The 20603-nt window shown below is 41.3% G+C and carries 20 protein-coding genes; 9 read left to right on the top strand and 11 right to left on the bottom strand.

Features of this window, described 5'->3' with window-relative positions; translation table 11 throughout:
* Nucleotides 1-80 precede the first annotated feature (80 nt).
* The gene (hisS, locus tag Q0058_RS12115; RefSeq protein ID WP_298224295.1) at nucleotides 81-1451 is read right to left on the bottom strand and encodes a histidine--tRNA ligase; all 1371 of its coding nucleotides are present in this window, start codon (nucleotides 1449-1451) and stop codon (nucleotides 81-83) included.
* A gap of 146 nt (nucleotides 1452-1597) precedes the next feature.
* Between hisS and Q0058_RS12110 the strand changes: the two genes are divergently transcribed.
* Nucleotides 1598-2839: an ABC transporter permease gene (locus Q0058_RS12110; RefSeq protein ID WP_298224293.1), complete on the top strand. Its 1242-nt coding sequence runs from the start codon at nucleotides 1598-1600 to the stop codon at nucleotides 2837-2839.
* Here Q0058_RS12110 and prmC read toward each other — a convergent pair whose 3' ends face one another.
* Complete coding sequence (prmC, locus tag Q0058_RS12105; protein WP_298224291.1) at nucleotides 2840-3694, bottom strand: peptide chain release factor N(5)-glutamine methyltransferase; 855 nt, start codon at nucleotides 3692-3694, stop codon at nucleotides 2840-2842.
* A gap of 8 nt (nucleotides 3695-3702) precedes the next feature.
* Nucleotides 3703-4188: a GNAT family N-acetyltransferase gene (locus Q0058_RS12100; RefSeq protein WP_298224289.1), complete on the bottom strand. Its 486-nt coding sequence runs from the start codon at nucleotides 4186-4188 to the stop codon at nucleotides 3703-3705.
* A gap of 27 nt (nucleotides 4189-4215) precedes the next feature.
* Between Q0058_RS12100 and ribD the strand changes: the two genes are divergently transcribed.
* Genes ribD through Q0058_RS12085 form a run of 3 tightly spaced genes read left to right on the top strand, consistent with a single transcriptional unit; the run spans nucleotide 4216 to nucleotide 6457 of the window.
* Nucleotides 4216-5244 carry a bifunctional diaminohydroxyphosphoribosylaminopyrimidine deaminase/5-amino-6-(5-phosphoribosylamino)uracil reductase RibD gene (ribD, locus tag Q0058_RS12095; RefSeq protein WP_298224287.1) on the top strand — a complete coding sequence of 343 codons (1029 nt, stop codon included), beginning with the start codon at nucleotides 4216-4218 and terminating at the stop codon, nucleotides 5242-5244.
* A complete protein-coding gene (locus Q0058_RS12090; protein ID WP_298224285.1) occupies nucleotides 5237-5839 on the top strand; it encodes an HAD family phosphatase in 603 nt (200 codons plus the stop codon). The genes ribD and Q0058_RS12090 overlap by 8 nt, the downstream gene beginning before the upstream one ends.
* 6 nt (nucleotides 5840-5845) lie before the next feature.
* Nucleotides 5846-6457 carry a YigZ family protein gene (locus Q0058_RS12085; RefSeq protein ID WP_298224283.1) on the top strand — a complete coding sequence of 204 codons (612 nt, stop codon included), beginning with the start codon at nucleotides 5846-5848 and terminating at the stop codon, nucleotides 6455-6457.
* Here Q0058_RS12085 and Q0058_RS12080 read toward each other — a convergent pair whose 3' ends face one another.
* Nucleotides 6458-6853, bottom strand: a complete 396-nt coding sequence (locus tag Q0058_RS12080; RefSeq protein ID WP_298224281.1) for a thioesterase family protein — start codon at nucleotides 6851-6853, stop codon at nucleotides 6458-6460.
* A 203-nt stretch (nucleotides 6854-7056) separates the two neighbouring features.
* On the opposite strand from Q0058_RS12080, the gene dnaA reads away from it, so the two are divergent.
* From dnaA to Q0058_RS12065, 3 genes are read left to right on the top strand one after another with little or no spacing between them, the layout of a single operon-like run.
* The gene (gene dnaA, locus Q0058_RS12075; protein ID WP_298224279.1) at nucleotides 7057-8484 is read left to right on the top strand and encodes a chromosomal replication initiator protein DnaA; all 1428 of its coding nucleotides are present in this window, start codon (nucleotides 7057-7059) and stop codon (nucleotides 8482-8484) included.
* Nucleotides 8485-8486: 2 nt separating this feature from the next.
* Entirely contained in the window at nucleotides 8487-8954 is a 468-nt protein-coding gene (locus tag Q0058_RS12070; protein ID WP_298224277.1) for a low molecular weight protein-tyrosine-phosphatase, read from the top strand.
* Nucleotides 8955-8963: 9 nt separating this feature from the next.
* Nucleotides 8964-9683 carry an SAM-dependent methyltransferase gene (locus tag Q0058_RS12065; RefSeq protein WP_298224275.1) on the top strand — a complete coding sequence of 240 codons (720 nt, stop codon included), beginning with the start codon at nucleotides 8964-8966 and terminating at the stop codon, nucleotides 9681-9683.
* A gap of 53 nt (nucleotides 9684-9736) precedes the next feature.
* Here Q0058_RS12065 and Q0058_RS12060 read toward each other — a convergent pair whose 3' ends face one another.
* From Q0058_RS12060 to dapF, 5 genes are all read right to left on the bottom strand, one after another.
* Nucleotides 9737-10372 (bottom strand): peptidoglycan-binding protein LysM, encoded by a 636-nt coding sequence (locus Q0058_RS12060; RefSeq protein WP_298224273.1) that lies wholly within the window; start codon nucleotides 10370-10372, stop codon nucleotides 9737-9739.
* Between the two features lie 96 nt (nucleotides 10373-10468).
* Nucleotides 10469-11347, bottom strand: coding sequence for a DUF2279 domain-containing protein (locus Q0058_RS12055; protein WP_298224501.1), 879 nt, complete (start codon nucleotides 11345-11347; stop codon nucleotides 10469-10471).
* Nucleotides 11348-11389: 42 nt separating this feature from the next.
* A complete protein-coding gene (mltG, locus tag Q0058_RS12050; RefSeq protein ID WP_298224271.1) occupies nucleotides 11390-12433 on the bottom strand; it encodes an endolytic transglycosylase MltG in 1044 nt (347 codons plus the stop codon).
* Between the two features lie 11 nt (nucleotides 12434-12444).
* Nucleotides 12445-12978 carry a GNAT family protein gene (locus Q0058_RS12045; RefSeq protein WP_298224269.1) on the bottom strand — a complete coding sequence of 178 codons (534 nt, stop codon included), beginning with the start codon at nucleotides 12976-12978 and terminating at the stop codon, nucleotides 12445-12447.
* Nucleotides 12972-13754: a diaminopimelate epimerase gene (dapF, locus tag Q0058_RS12040; RefSeq protein WP_298224267.1), complete on the bottom strand. Its 783-nt coding sequence runs from the start codon at nucleotides 13752-13754 to the stop codon at nucleotides 12972-12974. Before dapF ends, Q0058_RS12045 begins: the two co-directional genes overlap by 7 nt.
* A gap of 199 nt (nucleotides 13755-13953) precedes the next feature.
* Here dapF and Q0058_RS12035 point away from each other — a divergent pair, with 199 nt between their 5' ends.
* Entirely contained in the window at nucleotides 13954-15351 is a 1398-nt protein-coding gene (locus tag Q0058_RS12035; RefSeq protein WP_298224265.1) for a trypsin-like peptidase domain-containing protein, read from the top strand.
* Nucleotides 15352-15510: 159 nt separating this feature from the next.
* A complete protein-coding gene (locus tag Q0058_RS12030) occupies nucleotides 15511-16959 on the top strand; it encodes a glyceraldehyde-3-phosphate dehydrogenase (protein ID WP_298224263.1) in 1449 nt (482 codons plus the stop codon).
* Nucleotides 16960-17255: 296 nt separating this feature from the next.
* Here Q0058_RS12030 and Q0058_RS12025 read toward each other — a convergent pair whose 3' ends face one another.
* Nucleotides 17256-18665, bottom strand: a complete 1410-nt coding sequence (locus tag Q0058_RS12025) for an amino acid permease (RefSeq protein ID WP_298224260.1) — start codon at nucleotides 18663-18665, stop codon at nucleotides 17256-17258.
* Nucleotides 18666-18867: 202 nt separating this feature from the next.
* A complete protein-coding gene (locus Q0058_RS12020) occupies nucleotides 18868-20493 on the bottom strand; it encodes a DUF4832 domain-containing protein (protein WP_298224259.1) in 1626 nt (541 codons plus the stop codon).
* Nucleotides 20494-20603 lie beyond the last annotated feature (110 nt).

Here is a 20603-nt window from a genome sequence, read left to right as displayed (position 1 = left end):
GGAGTAAAACGAACAAATGCACGAATTGAATTAAGTTTCCGTTCGTGCATTCGTAATTTAAAGTCTATTTTTTTTGATGATTAAGCCAACTGTTCTTTCAATTCCTCAAAAGAAAGTAAAGTCTGTTCGCCGGTTTGCAGGTTTTTCAATCCGAATTTTTGTTCTTGCATTTCGGTTTCGCCGACAATCACAGCATATTGGATTTGTCTTTTATCGGCATAAGCAAATTGTTTTCCAACTTTAATCGCGTCTGGATAGAGTTCCACTTTAATCGCATCAAGCCTAAGTTTCTGAATCGCCTGCATCGCATAGAACGCTTCCTTTTCACCATAATTGATAAACAAAGCTTTGGTCGAAGTCGTCACGGTTTCAGGAAATAAGTTGAGTTCTTCAAGCACAAGATAAATCCGATCCAAACCAAAAGAAATCCCGACACCGCTCATATCTTTCAACCCGAAAATGCCGGTCAGATCATCATATCTTCCGCCGCCACCGATAGAACCCATCGCAACGGATTTTGGTGGCGCGACTTCAAAAATGGCTCCGGTGTAATAATTCAGGCCGCGCGCTAAAGTCACATCCAAATCTAAAACAGATTCGCGCAGTCCTAATTTGGTGAGGTTGTCGCAAATGAACTGAAGTTCTTCCACGCCTTTCATCCCTTCAGCTGAAGTAGCCAATAAAGTAGATAGTTTTTGTATTTTCTCGTCGATGCTTCCTGTGAAATGGAACAACGGCTGTACTTTTTCGATTGCGCTTTCCGAAATGCCTTTTTCGACCATTTCCTTTTTGACGCCGTCCTCGCCTATCTTGTCGAGTTTGTCCAACGCCACAGTGAAATCGATGAGTTTGTCTTTGGCTCCGATGACTTCAGCAATTCCGGACAATATTTTCCGGTTGTTGATTTTGATAGTCACGCCTTTCAAACCTAAATCTGAAAAAACGGCATCGTACAACTGCACAAGCTCGACTTCCTGCCAAAGTGAAGTGGAACCCACAACATCGGCATCGCACTGATAAAACTCTCTGAACCTGCCTTTCTGCGGACGATCGGCGCGCCAAACCGGCTGGATTTGATATCTTTTGAAAGGGAAATCAATTTCATGTTGGTGTTGCACTACATAGCGAGCGAATGGAACAGTTAGGTCGTAACGCAGCGCTTTTTCGGAAATTTTTCCGGTGAGCTTTTTGTAATTAATTTCTTGTAATTCCTCTGTGGAAACCTTGTCAAGATAATCACCCGAATTCAAAATCTTAAAAATCAAACGGTCGCCTTCCTCGCCATATTTTCCCATCAGCGTTTCCGAATTTTCAAACGACGGCGTTTCAATCGGTTGGTAACCGTACTGTTCGAAATTGCGTTTGATGATCGAAAAAATATAGTTCCTTTTGGACACTTCCATCGGTGAAAAATCGCGGGTTCCTTTAGGTATGCTTGGTTTCTGAGCCATTATTTTGATTGTTGGATTTTGAGATCTTTGGATTGCCGAAAACAGTCAGCTCGCAATCGCTTTGCAAATATCATATTTTAAAATAAATAATCCGCGCCAAAAGCAAACTTGTAACAAAAATTGTAATTTCGTGACAAACTCGCATCATGCTAAAATTATTCAAGGAAAACATCCGGATTGCCTTAGGGTCGATCAGAACGCAGCTGTTGCGAACCATTCTCACGGTACTGATTATCGCCATCGGAATCACCGCTTTGGTCTGCATCCTGACGGTTGTAGCCGCGCTGGAGAACACGCTTTCGAGTGATTTTGCATCAATGGGATCGAACACCTTCAACATCAACCAATATGCTTTTGAAACCCGGAACCGAGGTGGTAACGAACGCGAGATCATCAATCCGATTATTTCTTATCCTGAAGCGGTGGCGTTCAAACAAAAATACAATTTCCCTTTAACACATACTTCGCTTTCATTTACGGCGGTTAGCACGGCGGAAGTCAAATTCGAGAACAAAAAAACCGATCCCGAAATTACCGTGATGGGCGTCGACGATTATTTTCTGGTGAATTCCGGACTCGAAACCACCCAAGGAAGGAATTTTACAGGATTCGACATTTCCAACAATACATATTGCTGTGTGGTCGGTTCGGATTTTGAAAAGGATTTGTTCAAAGATGTCAACCCGATCGATAAGGTCATTTCAATCCGCGGCGCCAAATTCAAAGTCATCGGCGTCTTGAAAGAAAAAGGTTCGACCTTTGGCAACAGCCAGGATTTGCGCGTGATGATTCCGATTCAGATTGCGCGGTCTTTATTCACCGCACCCAACATCAATTATACGATCAGCGTCATGGTCGACAAAAAAGAACTGCTCGACCAAGCCGTGGACGATGCCAACATTACGATGCGAAGGGTTCGAAAATTGACTCCGATCAAAGACGACAATTTCGGCATTTCAAGAAGCGACGACCTCATCAATAAAATTCTGAGCATCACGCAATATCTCGGACTTTCGGCTTGGGTCATCGGAATCATTACGATTTTCGGATCTTCGATTGCTTTGATGAACATCATGCTCGTTTCGGTCACCGAACGCACCCGCGAAATTGGGGTCAGAAAGGCTTTAGGCGCCAAACGAAGTACGATTGCCACCCAATTTTTTATCGAGACTTTAGTAATCGGGCAAATGGGCGGGATTTTCGGAATTATTCTGGGAATTTCAGCTGGTTACGGCATCGCGTCGCTTCTGACTTTCGATTTTGTAACGCCTTGGGCCGCGATTGTTTCGGCTTTCGTGACTACTTTTATTGTGGCGATTGTTTCGGGCTCTTATCCTGCTTTGAAAGCTTCGAAACTCGATCCGATTGAAGCTTTACGTTACGAATAATTACTTTTTGACGGCACGCATCATGCGGTCGTTGCCATAAATATCTTTACGTAATTCAATATCAGCAAAACCCATTGACTGCAATAAAGCCATCATTTCGCTTCCTAAATATTGATTGATTTCAAAATAGAGTTGCCCATTTTCTTTGAGATTTTTTTGGGCCAAAGCGGCAATTTTCCTGTAAAACAGCAAGGCATCGTGATCTTCAACGAACAATGCTAAATGCGGTTCGTATTCTAAAACATTCTTTTTGATTTCGGCTTTTTCAAGGTTGCGAACATAGGGTGGATTCGAAACGATAATATCAAATTTTGTATTCAAATCTTCCGTTTCTAAAATATTTTTACGGATAAATTTTACTTCGACTTGATTCAAAGTAGCATTTTTAGTAGCAATATTTAATGCACTTTCAGAAACATCGATAGCTGAAACTTCGGCTTGTGGTAAATTTTTGGCCAATGAAATCGCAATACATCCACTACCTGTTCCGATGTCGAGAATCTTAAAATCTTCCAGTTTTTGAGCCTTACAATCTGACAAAATCCACTCGACAAGTTCTTCGGTTTCGGGTCGCGGAATGAGTACATTTTCATCAACTTCAAAATCCAATCCGTAGAAAACCGTTTTACCTAATATATATTGTATCGGAATTTGCTGTTGAAGTTGTTCCAGAATAGCATTCCAATTGATGATTTCTTGCTCGGTAAAAGTAGCTTCAGGCTGCAACGCAAGATCGATTCTTTTCATGCGATTGCGTTCTTCCAGAATTAAATAGAAAAAACTTTCCGTTTCCATCGCATCGTAGATCGGCGTTAGGGTTTCGATAAAATAAGCTCTGTAATTTTTGATTTGCATCGGCGCTTTTATAAATCCTTCAACATCCAGACTGGGCAGGAAACGTGTCCTGTATTTCCCATCGGCGCACAAATATAGTCAAAACCGACTTTTTTGTAGAGTTGCTGCGCGGCTTCCATATACGGCATGGTTTCGAGATAACATTTTTCAAATCCGAAATTCTTAGCGCTTTCGAGGCATTTTTGAATCATTTGAATGCCCAAACCCAAACCTCTGGCTTCGGGAAGAAAATACATTTTCTGCAGTTCGCATGTGCTTGCCGCTTCATTTACCAGTTGACTGATGCCACAGCCTCCGACGATTTCACCTTCATGATCAATAACGTAATAAACAGCCCGCGGTTGGTTGTATGTTTCAAACATGAAGTCGAGTTGCGGATCGGCATAAGCAGTTCCGACTTTCGGCACATTCAAATCGGTTAAAACCTTTCGGATTACAGTTGCTATTTGCGCATTATCGTGTTGCTGAATCGGTCTGATGATCATCGTTCCCATGTAAAAGTAAAGTCTTATTTTTGTGCCGTGAAGATACATCAAAAATACATGAAACGCTGCCTCGAACTGGCAAAAAACGGATTGCCTGCAGCGATGCCAAACCCGTCAGTCGGCGCTGTAATTGTTTACGATGGCAAAATTATTGGCGAAGGGTATACTTCCGCTTACGGTGGCCCACACGCGGAAGTGAATGCGATCAACGCTGTAAAAGATAAAACATTGTTACGTCAATCCACTTTGTATGTGAGCCTCGAACCTTGCAGCCATTTCGGAAAAACACCGCCTTGCTGCGACTTGATTATCAAGCATCAAATTCCGACTGTTATCGTGGGCACGACCGATACGAATAGCAAAGTTTCAGGAGCCGGAATTAGGAAAATTATCGATTCGGGTCAAGAAGTTATTGTGGGCGTTTTGGAACAGGAATGCATCGAATTGAACCGCCGTTTTTTTACTTTCCACAACAAAAAAAGACCTTATATTATATTGAAATGGGCCGAAAGCCAAGACGGATTTATCGCACCCACAGCCGAATTTCGAAAAGCTGTTGAAGCCGGAGCCCGAAAACCTTTTTGGATTTCCAACGCTTTTTCAAGACAGCTCGTGCACCAGTGGCGCAGTGAAGAACAGGCGATTTTAGTGGGCACACAGACGGTGATTGATGACAATCCAAGGCTCGACGTTCGAGATTGGACGGGACGGAATCCTGTTAAAATTGTTTTAGACCAACACCATCGAATTTCAAAAGAAAATTATATCTTTGAAAATACATCGAAAACCTTTGTGCTTACTGCCAACGAGATTGATTACACCAAAAACATAGGGAAACAGATTGCTGATTTTTTATTTCAGCATGAAATTCAGTCGGTTATTATTGAAGGTGGAAGGCGAACTTTACAGACTTTCATTGACGAGAATCTTTGGGATGAAGCGCGGGTTTTTAGAGGGACTGTTTTCATTGAAAATGGCATCAAAGCACCTCATTTGGAGGCGAAAGCAATCCTCAGAAAATCGATTATTGATGATGAACTTTTAATTTTTAGAAACCATGATTAACACAATTATATTTGATTTTGGCGATATTTTTGTCAACCTTGAAAAAGAAACTTCCATTTTAGAGTTTAAAAAACTAGGTTTAGACGGGCCAAATGAAGATTTGTTGAACATGAATGATTTGTTCGAAAGAGGCAAAATCACCGAATTGCAGTTCATTGAAGGTTTTCAGAAATACATCCCGAATGCTGATTTGCTCGATATCCGTAAAGCCTGGAATTCCGTAATCGGCGAATTTCCTTTATACCGTTTGGAGTTTCTCCAGATGCTTTCCCAAAAATACCGCTTGTTTTTGCTGACCAACACTGATGCCATTCATATCAGCCGTTTCGAACATATGGCGGGCATGTCATTTTTCAGCGATTTTTACCAATGCTTCGAAAAAGTCTATTATTCTTTTGAGATGGGCATGCGCAAACCCGATCCGGAAATCTTCAATTACATCCTTAAAAAACATGACTTGTCACCGAAACGCACTTTGTTTGTAGACGACAAAAAAGAAAATACCGATGCCGCCGCCGCTTTGGGCATTCAGGTCTGGAACCTGCAAGTCGGTCAGGAAGATGTCGTGGATTTGTTTGAGAAAAAGATACTCTAACCGCTTTTGGAAGTCAAAGACACGTACAAGACGATCGCTTTCCCTTCTGAAGAAATTCTGTTCAAAGAAAAAAACAGCAAGTTTTTCGGTTATGCTTTTCCGTTAGATTCTGAGGAACAAGTCAAACCTTTGATCGAACCTTTGCGCAAGAAACACTTCAACGCGGTTCATTTTTGTTATGCTTATCAGATCGGAACCGAAAAAATAACCTTTCGCGCTAACGATGATGGCGAACCCAGTAATACTGCAGGAATGCCGATTTACGGACAAATCCAGTCACACGAACTGACCAATATCCTTATCGTTGTGGTGCGATTTTTTGGTGGCACTAAATTGGGTGTAGGCGGATTGATTTCAGCCTATAAAACTGCGGCACAAATGGCACTTGAAGCTTCATCGATTGTAGAAAAAACGATTGATATTCATTACCTGATTGCTTTCGACTACAAGAATATGAACAAAGTGATGCGCGTCATCAAAGAGAAAAACCTCGCAATGGTTGCCCAAAAAATGGAAAACGATTGCGAGATTGAAATCGCCACGAGAAAGAAAAATGCTAAAGCTGTTTTGGAGACTTTTCAAAATATGTTTGAAATCAGCATCCGTTTGAAGGAATAATTACAAATTCATCACTTTTTTGATGTAATCCGGAGGTGTAATCGGCCGCCCGGTTTTCATGTCGACGAACACCAAAATAAAGTAGGCTGTTGTTAATAACTCATTTTGCTCGCTCCAGATTTCACAGTCGAATTCAATCTTCACCGAACTGTGTTTTTTGAAGATCGTTTTCACGGTCAGCAGATCATCATAACGCGCTGGTTTTTTATAATTTAAAGTCATCGAAACAATCGGAAGCGCAATACCACTTTCTTCAAGACTTTTGTAAGAAACGCCTTTGTCTCTGAGCCATTCTACCCTACCAATCTCAAAATAAGGGATGTAATTGCCATGGTAAACGACGCCCATCTGATCGGTTTCCGAATAACGAACGCGTACCTGAATTTGATGCTCCATATTGTCTGTTTGTTTAGTATTTTTCACTACCTTTCGAAGGCAAAAGAGAGTGTCTTACAATAATATTTTTAATAAATCAACCTCAATTTTATTTTTTTTTAACGATTTTTGTTCACATATTTGTTACCCCAAAAAGTAAGGAAAAATCAACTGATTTTCTTTGTAAGAGAACCTTTAATAAAAATACAAATTTACTAAATAATATGAGCAAAACTGCGCAATCAGTATGGGAAAATTGTCTGCTTTTCATAAAGGACAATATCCAGGACCAAGCTTACAAAACTTGGTTTGAACCGATTAAGTCTGTTGAGCTGACCGATAATGCATTATACATTCAAGTTCCTAGCAAATTCTTCTACGAATGGCTGGAAGAACATTACGTGAAATTATTAAAAGTAGCCCTCACCAAAGAATTGGGAAAAAATGCCAAATTGCTCTACAAAATAAAAATGGAGAACACTTACGGCAACAAACAACCTTTTACCGAACAACTTCCGAGCGCTCACAGAAGTTCTATGAAACCTCAGGAAGTCGATGCTCCGTTTAAAAATTTGAGCCCTGAATTAAAAAACCCATTTGTCATTCCCGGCATCCGAAATTTAAAAATCGAATCCCAATTAAACGCGAATTATAGTTTTGAGAATTTCCTTGAAGGTGACTCCAACCGTTTGGCACGTTCTGCTGGTATGGCTGTAGCGAACAAACCCGGAGGAACTTCTTTCAATCCGCTGCTTATTTTTGGCGGTGTCGGTTTGGGAAAAACACACTTGGCGCACGCTATCGGCGTGGAGATTAAAGACAAATACCCTGAAAAAACCGTGTTGTATATCTCTGCGGAAATTTTCACCCAACAATATATCGACTCTGTTAAGAAAAACAACAGAAACGACTTCATCCATTTTTACCAACTGATTGACGTTTTAATTATTGATGATGTTCAATTCTTATCCGGAAAATCAGGGACGCAGGATGTGTTTTTCCACATCTTCAATTACCTGCACCAAAACGGCAAACAGGTCATCCTGACTTCAGACAAAGCGCCTGTAGACATGCAGGATATTGAGCAACGTTTGTTGTCGCGTTTCAAATGGGGATTGTCCGCAGAATTGCACCAACCGGATTATGAAACAAGAATTTCGATCTTAAAAAACATTCTATATCGCGACGGCGTGGATATGCCTGAAGAAATCATCGAATATGTAGCGCGCAATATCAAATCGAATGTTAGAGAATTGGAAGGCGCCATCATTTCATTGATTGCTCAATCCTCTTTCAACAAAAAAGAAGTCACGATTGATTTGGCCAAACATGTCGTTGAGAAATTCGTAAAGAATGTCAAACGCGAAATCTCAATCGAATACATCCAGAAAACTGTTTCCGATTATTTCCAATTGGATCTTGAAGTTTTGCAATCAAAAACCAGAAAAAGACACGTGGTTCAAGCGAGACAATTGGCGATGTTCTTTGCTAAGAAATTCACCAAAGCTTCTTTGGCCAATATCGGTTCACAAATTGGAGATCGCGACCATGCTACGGTTTTACACGCTTGCAAAACGGTGGACAACTTAGTGGCTACGGACAAACAATTCAAAAAATTTGTGGAGGACATCCATAAAAAATTATCCTTGTAAAAATGCCGATTAAAATCTTAATGGTTTGCCTTGGTAACATCTGTCGATCGCCATTGGCAGAAGGACTTTTGGCTTCTAAACTTCCTAAGAACAAATTTGTTGTAGAATCCGCCGGAACCGGAAATTGGCATGTCGGAAAGCAACCTGACGAGCGTTCGATTGCAGTGGCCAAGAAAAACGGTTTGGATATTTCTCATCAACGCGGGAAACATTTCAGCGTTTCAGACTTCGATGCTTATGACTACATTTATGTGATGGACAACAGCAATTATAATGACGTCATCACGATGGCAAAAAATGAAGACCAGAAAAGCAAAGTAAAACTCATTCTCAATGAGCTTTTTCCGGGGGAAAATGTAGATGTTCCGGATCCTTATTACGGTTCGCAGTTCGGCTTTGACAGCGTCTATAAAATGCTTGACGAAACCTGTGACATCATTGCTGAAAAACTAATCGCAACACACTCTTAATCCTTTTCGATGAAACCGACGACTACAGGAAAACTCTACCTAATCCCGATTACTTTAGGAGATCACGATCCTTTGGAGGTTTTGCCGATTACCATTAAAAACACTATTGATTTCATCGACGACTACATTGTCGAAAACGAGAAAACCGCCAGGAAATTCATCAAAAGCATCCATCCTGAAAAAGTACAGGCTTCTTTGCGCCTAAGCACTTTAAACAAACATACCCAAGTATCCGAACACAACGCAATGCTTCAGCCTTGTCTTGAAGGAAAAAACATTGGCATCATGAGCGAATCCGGTTGTCCCGGAGTGGCTGATCCTGGCGCTGTGATTGTAAAAATTGCGCATGAAAAAGGCATTCAGGTGATTCCTTTAGTGGGCCCGTCTTCAATCCTACTCGCTTTGATGGCTTCCGGTATGAACGGTCAAAGTTTCGCATTCAACGGCTATCTCCCGATTGATAAATCCGAAAAAAAAACCGCTTTGAAAAATTTGGAGAAATTGTCTTCGGATAAAAACCAGACGCAAATCTTTATAGAAACACCTTACCGCAACAACAAATTACTCGAAGATATTGTTCAGGCTATGCAACCAAGCACGCATCTTTGTGTGGCTTGTGATATTACTTTACCGACTGAATACATCAAAACGATGCGGATTCAGGACTGGAAGAAAACCAAAATCGACCTGCACAACCGTCCGACGATTTTCATCATCCATAAATTTTAGGCATAAAAAAACCCGTCTTTCAACAGGTTTATATTTTCAAAAATTGATTTTTGTTATTTCACTTTTGGATCGTTATCTGCAATAATCCCGCTGGTTTCGTAACCACCAAAATCCCGCATATAACTCTTGACCGAAGTGCCATAATCGTCTTTGCATTTTTTGGCTCCGTTGCTGTTCAAAAATCGTTTAACAGAACCGGCTCCACCTAAATGCGCTGCAGCCAAAATTCCGGATTCTGTGATTTTAACGCCTGAAATGATGGCACCTGAGAATTTTTCAATTTCATCACGAAGTTGCCATTTGTTTTTAGACAAAAGCGCTACGAAAGCTTTTTCCTGTAATTTAGGATTGTTCAAAAACGCCACACTATCATGAATTCCTATGGAAGCTAAAGTTTCCGCTCCAAATTGGTATTTTCCCATGTAGCCCAAAGAATTGACTTTGTGGTATTTCCCCTGAGATTCCTTAAAAGCGACCGCTTCTTTGAAACCTATGAAAAATTTTCCGGTAAAAGGGACATTGAGGTTGGCGTAATCCTTCTCATCTTGGGAAGGAAACAAATAAGACATTTCTTTCTGATTGATCGGTTGCAACCCATCTTGATTTTGAGAATCGGTAGGTTTGAAACCTGAACTTAAATAAGCGATTATTAAAGTTAAACTACTGTAGAATGCCCATTTTTTTAACATACATTGATTTTCTTCTCAACCTGTCACCCGAGAAATTTCTGCGGGGCAAATGTACAACAAATAATAAGATATTCACTATCAATCAGTTAAAGTTTTCTAAAAGTATAAATAATGGAATCTGGAACCGCCGCGACCATTGATTTCAAACGTTGGAGCAGGAATTTTGATGGTGTTGAAAAGTTGAAAAATAGTCTTCAAAACGTGGGATTTCGTTTCAATTTTTGTCAAATCGGCGTCGAAACTGAAATAAAATTGTCTGAATCTTTCCGATTCTGGCAGAAAAACGGTGTTGACCAATTCGTCATTTCCGGTAATCATGCCTTCCGCTCCATAACCCACCGCAACATTAAACCACTTCGGGATTTTGGATTGCTTAAAAAACGAATGTAGATTGACCGAAAGCCAATAAGTCTGTCCGTTGTAGTCTTTCAAAACCTGTTCGTTTAAAGAACTTCCCAAAACATTCGGTCTTGCGGAAGCATAAGGTGTAGTGTGAAAAGAAAACTTCGGAACAATACGCTGTTCTTTCCAAACCAATTCCTGCGAGACGAACAAAGCGGTTCCGGCAGCATTCGCAGCGACATCGCCTAAGGAAGCGCCCCAATTGGAAGAGTAACCATCCATAACCTCAACAGCTGACATGAAGGCAAATCCGATCGTCGAACCATAAATCAGTTGGTTTTTCCTGCTGACGCCACTCCATTGCAAAGCGCTTTTCCCAAAACTTCCGAAATGATAACACGTAAACACATGGCCGGCTTTATCCATCTGCAACCATTCTGCATTGTCATTGATTAGATGAAAATCTGAGCGCGGATAATCAGCATACCAAACCTGATTCAAACCCACGATAACAGCAGCCGAAAGCGCTACTTCAGAAACAACAAGCGTATTTCTTCTGGGAACATTTAGAGTATCGACAGGTTTAAGAAAAGAATCGATTTTGCCTTGCCCAAAAACAGCCGGTACTACCATGAACAAAAATACCGCTATGACGAATGGGTTTGATTTCAAAATTTATCGTTTTATACCCTGATTCGAAATCCAGGCGACGTATTTTTGGCGGTTGGCTTCATGCTGTGCGGGCGTTACTGCAAATTCGTGGTAGCCAAATCGCGTGACGCTGGCGCAAAAATAAATGTAGTCGTGCTTTTCAGGATTCAAAACTGCATCAAGCGCCGTAATGTCGGGCATTGCAATCGGTCCGGGTGGCAAACCTGCATACATATAAGTATTGTAGGGGGAATTGGTCGCCAAATCTTTATTCAAAACGCGCTTGATGATTTGGTTGAAATCGTTAGACTGAAGTTTCACCGCATAAATCACTGTTGGATCGGCTTCGAGTTTCATGCCTTTTACTAAACGATTGAGATACACACCGGCCACTTTTGGCCTTTCATCTTTTTTGACTGTTTCTTTATGCACGATGGAAGCTAAAATAGAAACCTGAATCGGGGTCAAATTTAGTTTCTTTGCTTTTTCCAAACGCTCGTCGGTCCAGAATTTTCGGTATTCCTTGGCCATCTTGTTGCGGAATTTTTCAGCAGATGTATTCCAGAAAAACTCATACGAATTCGGGACAAACATCGCCAAAACGTTTTGTTTGGTGAAACCATTTTCATCGAGGAATTTCTGATTGGTGAATGCATTAAGTAAACTCAAACTATCGGCTTCAATCTGCGTTCCGATGCGGCCCGCGAAATTCTCCAATCTTTCCTGATTATTGAATGCGATATTAACCGGAACATTCTGGCGCAACGAATTGATGATCTCGTTGCTGTTCATGCCTTTCTTCAATAAAAACCTTCCCGATTTTTCGAGTCTTTGCGGATATTCTTTCTTTTCGGCGACCTTATCAAAACGCTCCATATCTTTGATGTAAGGGCTGATGACTTTCTTGACGGTAGCGTAATCCGCATCGGTCGGGATCAATACGTAAACTTCATCCGTCGTAAATTTGGTATTGCTCGAGAAAATGTCGCGGTAAAGCATATAGCCGTAGATCATTAAACCTGTGATCAGGACTACGGAAAAAAGGGCGGCGATTTTTTTAAAATTCAAAATGTGATGGTTTAAAGTGGATGATTGATGAGTTGGAACATGGCTTCGTCTTTGTATTTGCCATCAACGAGGTTCCATTGTTTTTTGGTTCCGATTTTTTCAAAACCAAAAGTAGTAAAAAGACTTAAACTCGGTTGGTTTTCGGTAGCGATATTCGCGTACAATTGATGCAAATTTAACTTTCTGAAAGCGTACTGAATCAGTAATCCTAAGGCTTCTTTGCCAATTCCAATACTTCTATCTTCCTGATTCTGAATCATAATTCCGACACCGGCACGGTTATTTTTCGGGTCAAAATCGAATAAATCAATCAGTCCGATAGCTGGAAAATTTTTGTCTTTGCAAATTGCCAATCGCAATTGTTTGGCTTCGTAAATATCCTGATGCGCATTTTTCAGATACTGCTTGATCAAAAATCTGCTGTACGGTGTTTGAGTATTGCTGACTTCCCAAATGGCTTCGTTGTTTTCAACTGCGTACAGAAACTCAAGATCATTGGGTTCGAGCGCGCGCAGGTAAATGGAATCTCCTTTTAAGGTCAGCATGTGATAGTTCCTTTAAATACAAATGTTGCCGGGCCTTTCAGAAAAACATTCGTGTAGCGATTTCCTTCTTTATCAAATGAAACCGTCAAAGCACCTCCTTCGACATTAATTTCTACTGAATGTGATGTCGTTTTTCCCAAAGCATGCATGGCAATCGCTACGGCTGTGGCGCCAGTTCCGCAAGAAAGCGTTTCATCTTCGACGCCTCTTTCGTATGTCCGGATGGCAAATGTCACATCATCAATCTGCTTTACAAAATTGACATTGCTTCCCGCCTTGCCGTACAATTCGCTGTAACGGATTCTGGCACCTTGATTTTTTACGTCCATATGTTGCAAATCATCCACAAAAGTTACATGATGCGGCGATCCGGTATTCAGAAAAACATAATCCTCTTCAATATCGATGGCATCCACATCGCCCATTTGTAGCGATACGATTTCGCTGTCAAAAGTACTCGCATGGTGCAAACCGTCAATCGCTTCAAAAGTTGCCTGATTTTTAATGATGCCCAGACTTTGGGCAAAAGCGACAATGCAACGTCCGCCATTACCACACATCGAACTTGGGTTTCCGTCAGAATTGTAATAAACCATTTTGAAATCGGAATCAGGATCATTTTCAAGCAGAATCAATCCGTCGCCACCAATCCCGAAACGTCTGTCGCACAAATGCGCCACCAATTTAGTATTGTGTTTTGGGAAGGTAAGCTCGCGGTTGTCGATCATCACAAAATCATTTCCGGTGCCTTCGTATTTGTAGAATGTAATTTCCATACGGTTTTTGAATGAAACCCAAAGGTACAAATAATATGTAAAAACAAATGCGGCAATTTATGCGGCAAAGTAGCGATACTAATGAAAAGTTAATCCTTGTTAAACAGGCGTTAAACTGTTTTTTCAAAAACTTTACTTTCCTAATTTTACGTCTGAAAATTAAAAACACAAAACGTTTAACTAAAATTTTTAAAGCAAAATGAAAAAATTTTCGAGTTTATTCTTAGTGGCCTTATTGAGTGGAGCCACTACGCTAGCAGGCTACAAATTGTTGATGGACAATGACGGATTTTTTTCAAAGCAAAAGAACATCGTGACGATGGCGCCTAGCAATTACGCCAAAAATGTTAGTTTGGTTCCTGAAGGTCTTGATTTTACCGAAGCCGCTGATAAAACCATCCATACTGTAGTGCACGTAAAAAATGTTTCCTACAGAACGGTTTCCAATCCGATGCTGGAATTTTTCTATGGCTACAACGGCGGCCAGCAACAAGAGCAAGTCGGAACCGGTTCGGGTGTGATCATTTCTGAAGACGGTTATATCGTCACGAACAACCACGTGGTCAAAGACGCTTCGGACATCGAAATTACCTTAAACAACAAAAAAACATACAAAGCCAAACTCGTCGGAACCGATTCCAAAATGGATATCGCACTCTTGAAAATCAACGCCGATGAAAAACTACCTTATTCCGTGTTCGCCGATTCAGATAATGCGAAAGTAGGCGAATGGGTTTTGGCCGTTGGAAATCCTTATAACCTGACTTCAACCGTAACTGCGGGAATCGTTTCTGCGAAAGCGAGAAATTTAGATACGAACGGAATTCAGTCTTTCATTCAAACTGATGCGGCGGTAAATCCCGGAAACAGTGGCGGTGCTTTAGTAAACACCAGAGGCGAACTGATTGGAATCAACACTATGATTTCTTCGCAAACGGGTTCTTATGTAGGTTATTCATTTGCCGTTCCATCGAATATCGCGAGGAAAATCATCGAGGATATCATGGAATTCGGTAATGTACAACGCGGTATTTTAGGTGTTGAAGGCGGCGAACTCAACAGTTCCGCTTCGAAAGAATTGGGCATCAAGGAAACGCAAGGTTTCTATGTTAAAAAAGTGACCAAAAATTCCGGTGCGGAAAAAGCAGGATTGACCAAAGGCGATATTATCGTCAAACTCGACAATCAAACGATTACGACTTATGCCGAATTATCAGGCTTCATCAATACGAAAAGACCTAACGACAAAGTACAGGTTTCCTATATCAGAGGCGAAAAAACTTATACCGTTCCTGTGGTGTTAACCAAAAATGAATTCTACACCACAGAATTTAAAGGCATCGAACTCGAAAATATTGATGCCACAGACAAGAAGAAATTCCACATCGATTCGGGCGTACGCATTAAAGAAATCAACAATGACAATTTGAAACCGTACTACGACGAATTGAAAGGAACGATTATCCTGAGCATCGACAACGTCAAAACTCCGGATGTGGAAACGGCTTCGAGAATCTTGGAGAAAAAAGACGAGAACCAAAGCGTGAGTATCGAAATGATCAACAAAATCGGACAACGCATCAGAATCATTATTTAATTTTAGGTTTGTTATTAATTCTGGAAAAGCCACTTCAAGTTTGAAGTGGCTTTTTTATTTCAAAAAACTTAAAAAAATATTTTACGAAAACGTTTGAAATCAATACTTTTGCACCGAATTGAAAAAACAAAACAACACTAACTAATTATAATATCCAACATGAGTAACATCAATTCTTACGAAAAAGAGGTTTCTTTTCAGGTCGACAGAAGACGTGCCAGTGTCGAATTTATTAAAGTCATCAGCGATTTATGGTATGACAAATCAATCGAAATGGTCTTGTTCCGCAACCAGTTGATCAACCGTAATGTCAGCGACATCATCAACCTTCACGAATATGCAGGTGAATTTGTGGGCAAACCGATTTCGATTTTTGATTCGGTCGAAATTGCCAAAGCAATCCTTTCGATGGATTTGCCGCCTTCAAAACTTGACATTGGAAAACTCACTTACGAATTCAATTTAGAAAACAACAAATACGACAATGCCAGAGCATTCGTCATCGACAAATTAAGAAACGCCAAAGATACTCAGGACATTCAACCTAAAGATGTAGTGCTTTACGGATTCGGTCGTATCGGTCGTTTGCTGGCACGCGAACTGATGTCGAAAATGGGCAAAGGAAACCAATTGCGTCTGCGTGCGATTGTGACGCGTGATAAAAACGATGCGGTTTCTTTGGAAAAAAGAGCTTCGTTGTTGCGCTATGATTCGATTCACGGCGACTTTCAGGGTTCTGTGATTGCTGATGCCGAGAACAATGCACTAATCATCAACGGAACTACCGTTCATATTATTACTGCCAACGGCCCGGAAGAAATCGATTATACAAAATACGGAATCAATGACGCTTTGGTGATTGACAATACCGGAGCCTTCACCACTTACGAAGCTTTGTCTAGACACATGACTTCCAAAGGCGTTTCGAAAGTATTGCTGACCGCGCCGGGAAAAGGCGTTCCGAACATTGTGCATGGTGTCAACCAGAATGAATACAATCCTGATGAGATCAATATTTTCTCTGCGGCTTCCTGTACGACCAACGCCATCACACCTATTTTAAAAGCCGTTGAAGATACTTTGGGCGTTGTCAAAGGGCATTTAGAAACCATCCACGCTTATACGAATGACCAGAATCTTGTGGATAACATGCATAAGAAATACCGCCGCGGAAGAGCCGCAGGACTCAACATGGTGATTACAGAAACCGGTGCCGGAACTGCCGTTGCGAAAGCGTTGCCTACCTTGACCGGAAAATTGACTTCAAACGCGATCCGTGTTCCGGTTCCGAATGGTTCTTTGGTGGTTTTGAATTTGGAAGTCAGCAAAGAAACATCCATCGCCGAGATCAATGCGATCATGAAAAAATACGCTTTGGAAGGCGAACTTGTGGAGCAGATCAAATACTCGCTCAACAACGAATTGGTTTCTTCGGACATCATCGGAACCTCAGCGCCATCGATCTACGACAGCAATGCGACGATTGTGTCTGCCGACGGAAAAAACATCGTGCTTTATATATGGTATGACAACGAATACGGTTACAGCCACCAAGTGATTCGTTTGGCGAAATATATTGCGAAAGTAAGACGCTATACTTACTATTAATAGATACAAACTTTTATAAATAGAAAATCTGCTTCAGTCTTGAGGCGGATTTTTTGTTTTTAGAAGCTGATCCTGCTGTGCGTTCCTATCTTTTACGCTGAACACCAGCGCAAAAGGATAACCACTTCCATCAGGGCTAGGGTCTTGGTCTACGGGGAAGCGCGTGAGGGATTGAAGCATTTGTCTGAGCTCTTTTTGCGCCGGCTTTCGGTGCGAAAAAGCGAGTGCGACCCGAGGCGTCAGCCGAACTGGCGAAGCAAAACCCGACCCTTGTGGTCACGCCTAAAAAAACAACTTTATTCTTTCGATTTTGTCAGATAATAAACCGGAATTCCGGCGAGCATGATCAATACGCCCCAACCGCAGGTACTGGTTTTCGTAAACAACAACGCAATCGAAACGGCGCTGGCCACGACAATATACAAAGCGGGAAGTATCGGATAACCAAAAGCGCGGTAAGGCCTTTCGGCATCGGGCATTTTTTTGCGCAGGATGAAAATTCCATAAATCGTCAGGATGTAAAAGATGAGCACGATGATGATGACGAAATCAAGCAAATCGCCGTATTTTCCGGTCAGGCATAAAGCCGACGCCCAGATACACTGAACCCACAACGCCCATGCAGGAACGCTCGCGGAATTTAAGTGTGAGGCTTTTTCGAAAAATAAACCGTCTTTGGCCATCGTATAATAGACGCGCGCGCCGGCCATGATGAGTCCGTTGTTGCACGCGAAGGTCGAGATCATGATCATGACCGCAATGATTAATGTTCCGATGTTCCCGAAAATATATTGCGAAGCGACGACGGCCACACGATCGGATTTGGCGGTGGCGATTTCATCAAAAGGGATTACGGCCAAATACATCAGGTTCGCAAGTATGTAAATGATTGTTACGATGAAAGTTCCGAGAAACAGACTGAGCCCGACATTTCGTTTTGGATTTTTGATTTCACCGGCGATGAACGTTACTCCGTTCCAGGCATCGCTTGAAAATAGGGAACCGACCATCGCGGCGGCAATTCCTGAAATTAAAGCTACTCCGCTAATCGGTAACCATGAAGCGGTTTCTTTAACGTAGGATTTTGTGGCCCAGACATCGGCCCAGTTGGCATTCCAGATTTCGGCTTTGGCGCCCAACAGAAAACCAAAAACCACGAGTCCGAGCAATGAAAGGATTTTAATTACCGTCAGGATGGATTGCAGCGTTTTGCTGTTTTTGACTCCGCGGCTGTTGAGATAAGTCAGAATAACAATCGTGATGATGGAAACGATTTGGGCGGCATGAAGTGTAAAACCTCCGCTTTGGAAAAGAATGTTTTCTTCGCTCATCACGGGAAACAGATAGGCTGCGAATTTAGAAAAACCAACTCCGACCGCTGCAATAGTTCCGGTTTGGATTACCGCGAAAAAACTCCAACCGTATAGGAATGCGATGAGCTTGTTATAGGCTTCCCTAAGATAGACATATTGTCCGCCGGCATTCGGAAACATGGCGCTTAATTCTCCGTAACTCACTGCGGCAATCATCGTAATGATTCCGGAAATTACCCAAATTAAGGTGAGCCAGCCTGCTGAACCCACTTGGCGTGCGATGTCGGAACTTACGATAAATATTCCTGAGCCTATCATGGATCCGACGACCAACATGGTTCCGTCGAATAAGCCTAGTTCCCTTTTAAAATGTTCTTCTTTTTGGTGTTCCATAGTTTAGGTTTTATGTTGTTTTGATCACTTTAGCGTTTTCTCGATTGGTTAAAGATATAAAAAAGTTGATACGCTGAACATCTTCAATTCCATCAGATCGCTTTCACTTCTATACAATAAAAAACCTGTTCTTAATAAAGAACAGGTTTTCCGTGTAATAATAAATGTAATTAAAAAACTAAAAATTCTCTTATGGCAATGATTATTGTTTGTAGATGTTCTTGGTGGTCGTGACTCCGTTGCATTTCACTTTAACGACATAATAACCTTTTCTAAGATAAGTGAGATCTGTGGATGTTGCTCTTAGTTGCCCGTTTAAGTTATATACTTTTACAGTATAACTGGCACTCGGAAGGTTATTGATTACTAAAGTGGTATTGCTTACGAATAAAATTTCTACTGGTAAAGCAACCGGAGTAGTGACTACTGGTGTGGTAACTACTGGCGTCGTTACAACAGGCGTAGTAACAACAGGTGTAGTAACCACTGGGACTGTAACAACTGGATCGGTTACCGTAGAACCGCTGACAGCAATTGTCATATTCAAATTATTGTAACCTTTGGTAGCATCCCAGGTTCCGGTGTTGGCGCAACGGATGGAGAAAAGAGGATTGGTCAAAGCAGGATCAGGCAAATTCAAATACAATTGATATGAACCGTCAGGAACCAAACCAGCCAAACTTTTTGTCAATTGAATGGCTGCTGCTTTTTTCCAGCCTTTGATGTCGTTACTGATTTCAACTGAATATTCCGTCCCCGTTGTAGTATTTCTCAAGACCACAAAGGCTTTTCTGGATTTGTAGACATTAGCAAAACCAATATTTTGAAGTTTAACCGTAAGGGTATTATTCAGGAACGATGCATTCATCAATTCAAATCGGTAACCCAGTTTTTTTTCCATGTCGGTAAAACAACCGTTGGTAACCCAATTGGTAATATTGTCTGTTAAGTAATCTTTGTTGATTAGGCTCCAGTTGTATTTATTCATTTCCAGTAAGGCATTGCTGCAATCTGTTCTCGGCGAATTGACCTGATTGGTCTCACCGGTCATGGGCAGGTTTTCTGTCTGAGCAATTAAATAACTACTGTCTGTGGTACTTGGAGCACTTTGCACATTATTCACTAAAAACATTCCCGAATCTCCCCATTCGCCAAGAAAAGCATCGTTATAGAAACCGATTCTGTTATGCCCGCTTGGATATAATTTTTGCTTGTATTGCAGATAACGCACTTGGATTGGAATTTCCACCGGAGTAGCATTGATCATAGCGTCTAAAACTTCTTTTCGATTGGCCCATTGTGTAGTAGTATATTGGGTGTAATCGCCATTACCGAAATCGGCCACTTGGCTCGTATAATAATTTTCGCCCCAACAGCCAATCCAGCCGTATTGATACATTGCGATGACATCTTTGTTGGCATTGATTACTGGCGCTACTTGTTGGATGTGCGCCAGCATTTGTGCTTTTGAAGCATCTAAAACTGCTGCTGTTTCACTTTGTGAATAGGCAAAGCGAATCATCACTTTCATTCCGGCGTTGCGGATCGTATTAAAATCAGTCTGCATGTTGGCCAAAAATGCGCTTGAAATCGGCGATGCTGTAAACTGCGTCAGATAAAAAATTCTTTGCACTACTGACATGTTCTGCGCTCTGTAAGAACTTAAAGTACTCGCGGAAATAAAGGAATAATTCGATGTAGATCCGCTTGATGAATAATGGTAAAATCCTCTTTCCGGATTAGGGAAATTTTCAGTACTCGCTGTGTAAGTTTGATTTTGTCCGTGGGCTGCTACTGCAATGAGTAGCATGAGTAAAAATTTTTTCATAATAGTAGGTTAAGGTTTTCATACTTCTTTATTTTTAGGGAGAAGCATTACTATCATTTGGGGACAATAATAATACACCACAAATTAATGGGATAAAAATTTATAGAAAA

Source organism: Flavobacterium sp., assembly GCF_027484705.1.
GTDB lineage: Bacteria > Bacteroidota > Bacteroidia > Flavobacteriales > Flavobacteriaceae > Flavobacterium.
The sequence above is the reverse complement of the archived record's forward strand: the minus strand, read 5'-3'. Positions and strand labels throughout refer to the sequence as shown.

What these genes read in the sequence shown, in the direction of transcription:
- hisS (WP_298224295.1), bottom strand. Translation starts at nt 1,451, where the DNA reads ATGGCTCAGAAACCAAGCATACCTAAAGGAACCCGCGATTTTTCACCG.
- Q0058_RS12110 (WP_298224293.1), top strand. Translation starts at nt 1,598, where the DNA reads ATGCTAAAATTATTCAAGGAAAACATCCGGATTGCCTTAGGGTCGATC.
- prmC (WP_298224291.1), bottom strand. Translation starts at nt 3,694, where the DNA reads ATGCAAATCAAAAATTACAGAGCTTATTTTATCGAAACCCTAACGCCG.
- Q0058_RS12100 (WP_298224289.1), bottom strand. Translation starts at nt 4,188, where the DNA reads ATGGGAACGATGATCATCAGACCGATTCAGCAACACGATAATGCGCAA.
- Q0058_RS12090 (WP_298224285.1), top strand. Translation starts at nt 5,237, where the DNA reads ATGATTAACACAATTATATTTGATTTTGGCGATATTTTTGTCAACCTT.
- Q0058_RS12080 (WP_298224281.1), bottom strand. Translation starts at nt 6,853, where the DNA reads ATGGAGCATCAAATTCAGGTACGCGTTCGTTATTCGGAAACCGATCAG.
- dnaA (WP_298224279.1), top strand. Translation starts at nt 7,057, where the DNA reads ATGAGCAAAACTGCGCAATCAGTATGGGAAAATTGTCTGCTTTTCATA.
- Q0058_RS12070 (WP_298224277.1), top strand. Translation starts at nt 8,487, where the DNA reads ATGCCGATTAAAATCTTAATGGTTTGCCTTGGTAACATCTGTCGATCG.
- Q0058_RS12065 (WP_298224275.1), top strand. Translation starts at nt 8,964, where the DNA reads ATGAAACCGACGACTACAGGAAAACTCTACCTAATCCCGATTACTTTA.
- Q0058_RS12060 (WP_298224273.1), bottom strand. Translation starts at nt 10,372, where the DNA reads ATGTTAAAAAAATGGGCATTCTACAGTAGTTTAACTTTAATAATCGCT.
- Q0058_RS12055 (WP_298224501.1), bottom strand. Translation starts at nt 11,347, where the DNA reads ATGGTAGTACCGGCTGTTTTTGGGCAAGGCAAAATCGATTCTTTTCTT.
- Q0058_RS12045 (WP_298224269.1), bottom strand. Translation starts at nt 12,978, where the DNA reads ATGCTGACCTTAAAAGGAGATTCCATTTACCTGCGCGCGCTCGAACCC.
- dapF (WP_298224267.1), bottom strand. Translation starts at nt 13,754, where the DNA reads ATGGAAATTACATTCTACAAATACGAAGGCACCGGAAATGATTTTGTG.
- Q0058_RS12035 (WP_298224265.1), top strand. Translation starts at nt 13,954, where the DNA reads ATGAAAAAATTTTCGAGTTTATTCTTAGTGGCCTTATTGAGTGGAGCC.
- Q0058_RS12030 (WP_298224263.1), top strand. Translation starts at nt 15,511, where the DNA reads ATGAGTAACATCAATTCTTACGAAAAAGAGGTTTCTTTTCAGGTCGAC.
- Q0058_RS12025 (WP_298224260.1), bottom strand. Translation starts at nt 18,665, where the DNA reads ATGGAACACCAAAAAGAAGAACATTTTAAAAGGGAACTAGGCTTATTC.
- Q0058_RS12020 (WP_298224259.1), bottom strand. Translation starts at nt 20,493, where the DNA reads ATGAAAAAATTTTTACTCATGCTACTCATTGCAGTAGCAGCCCACGGA.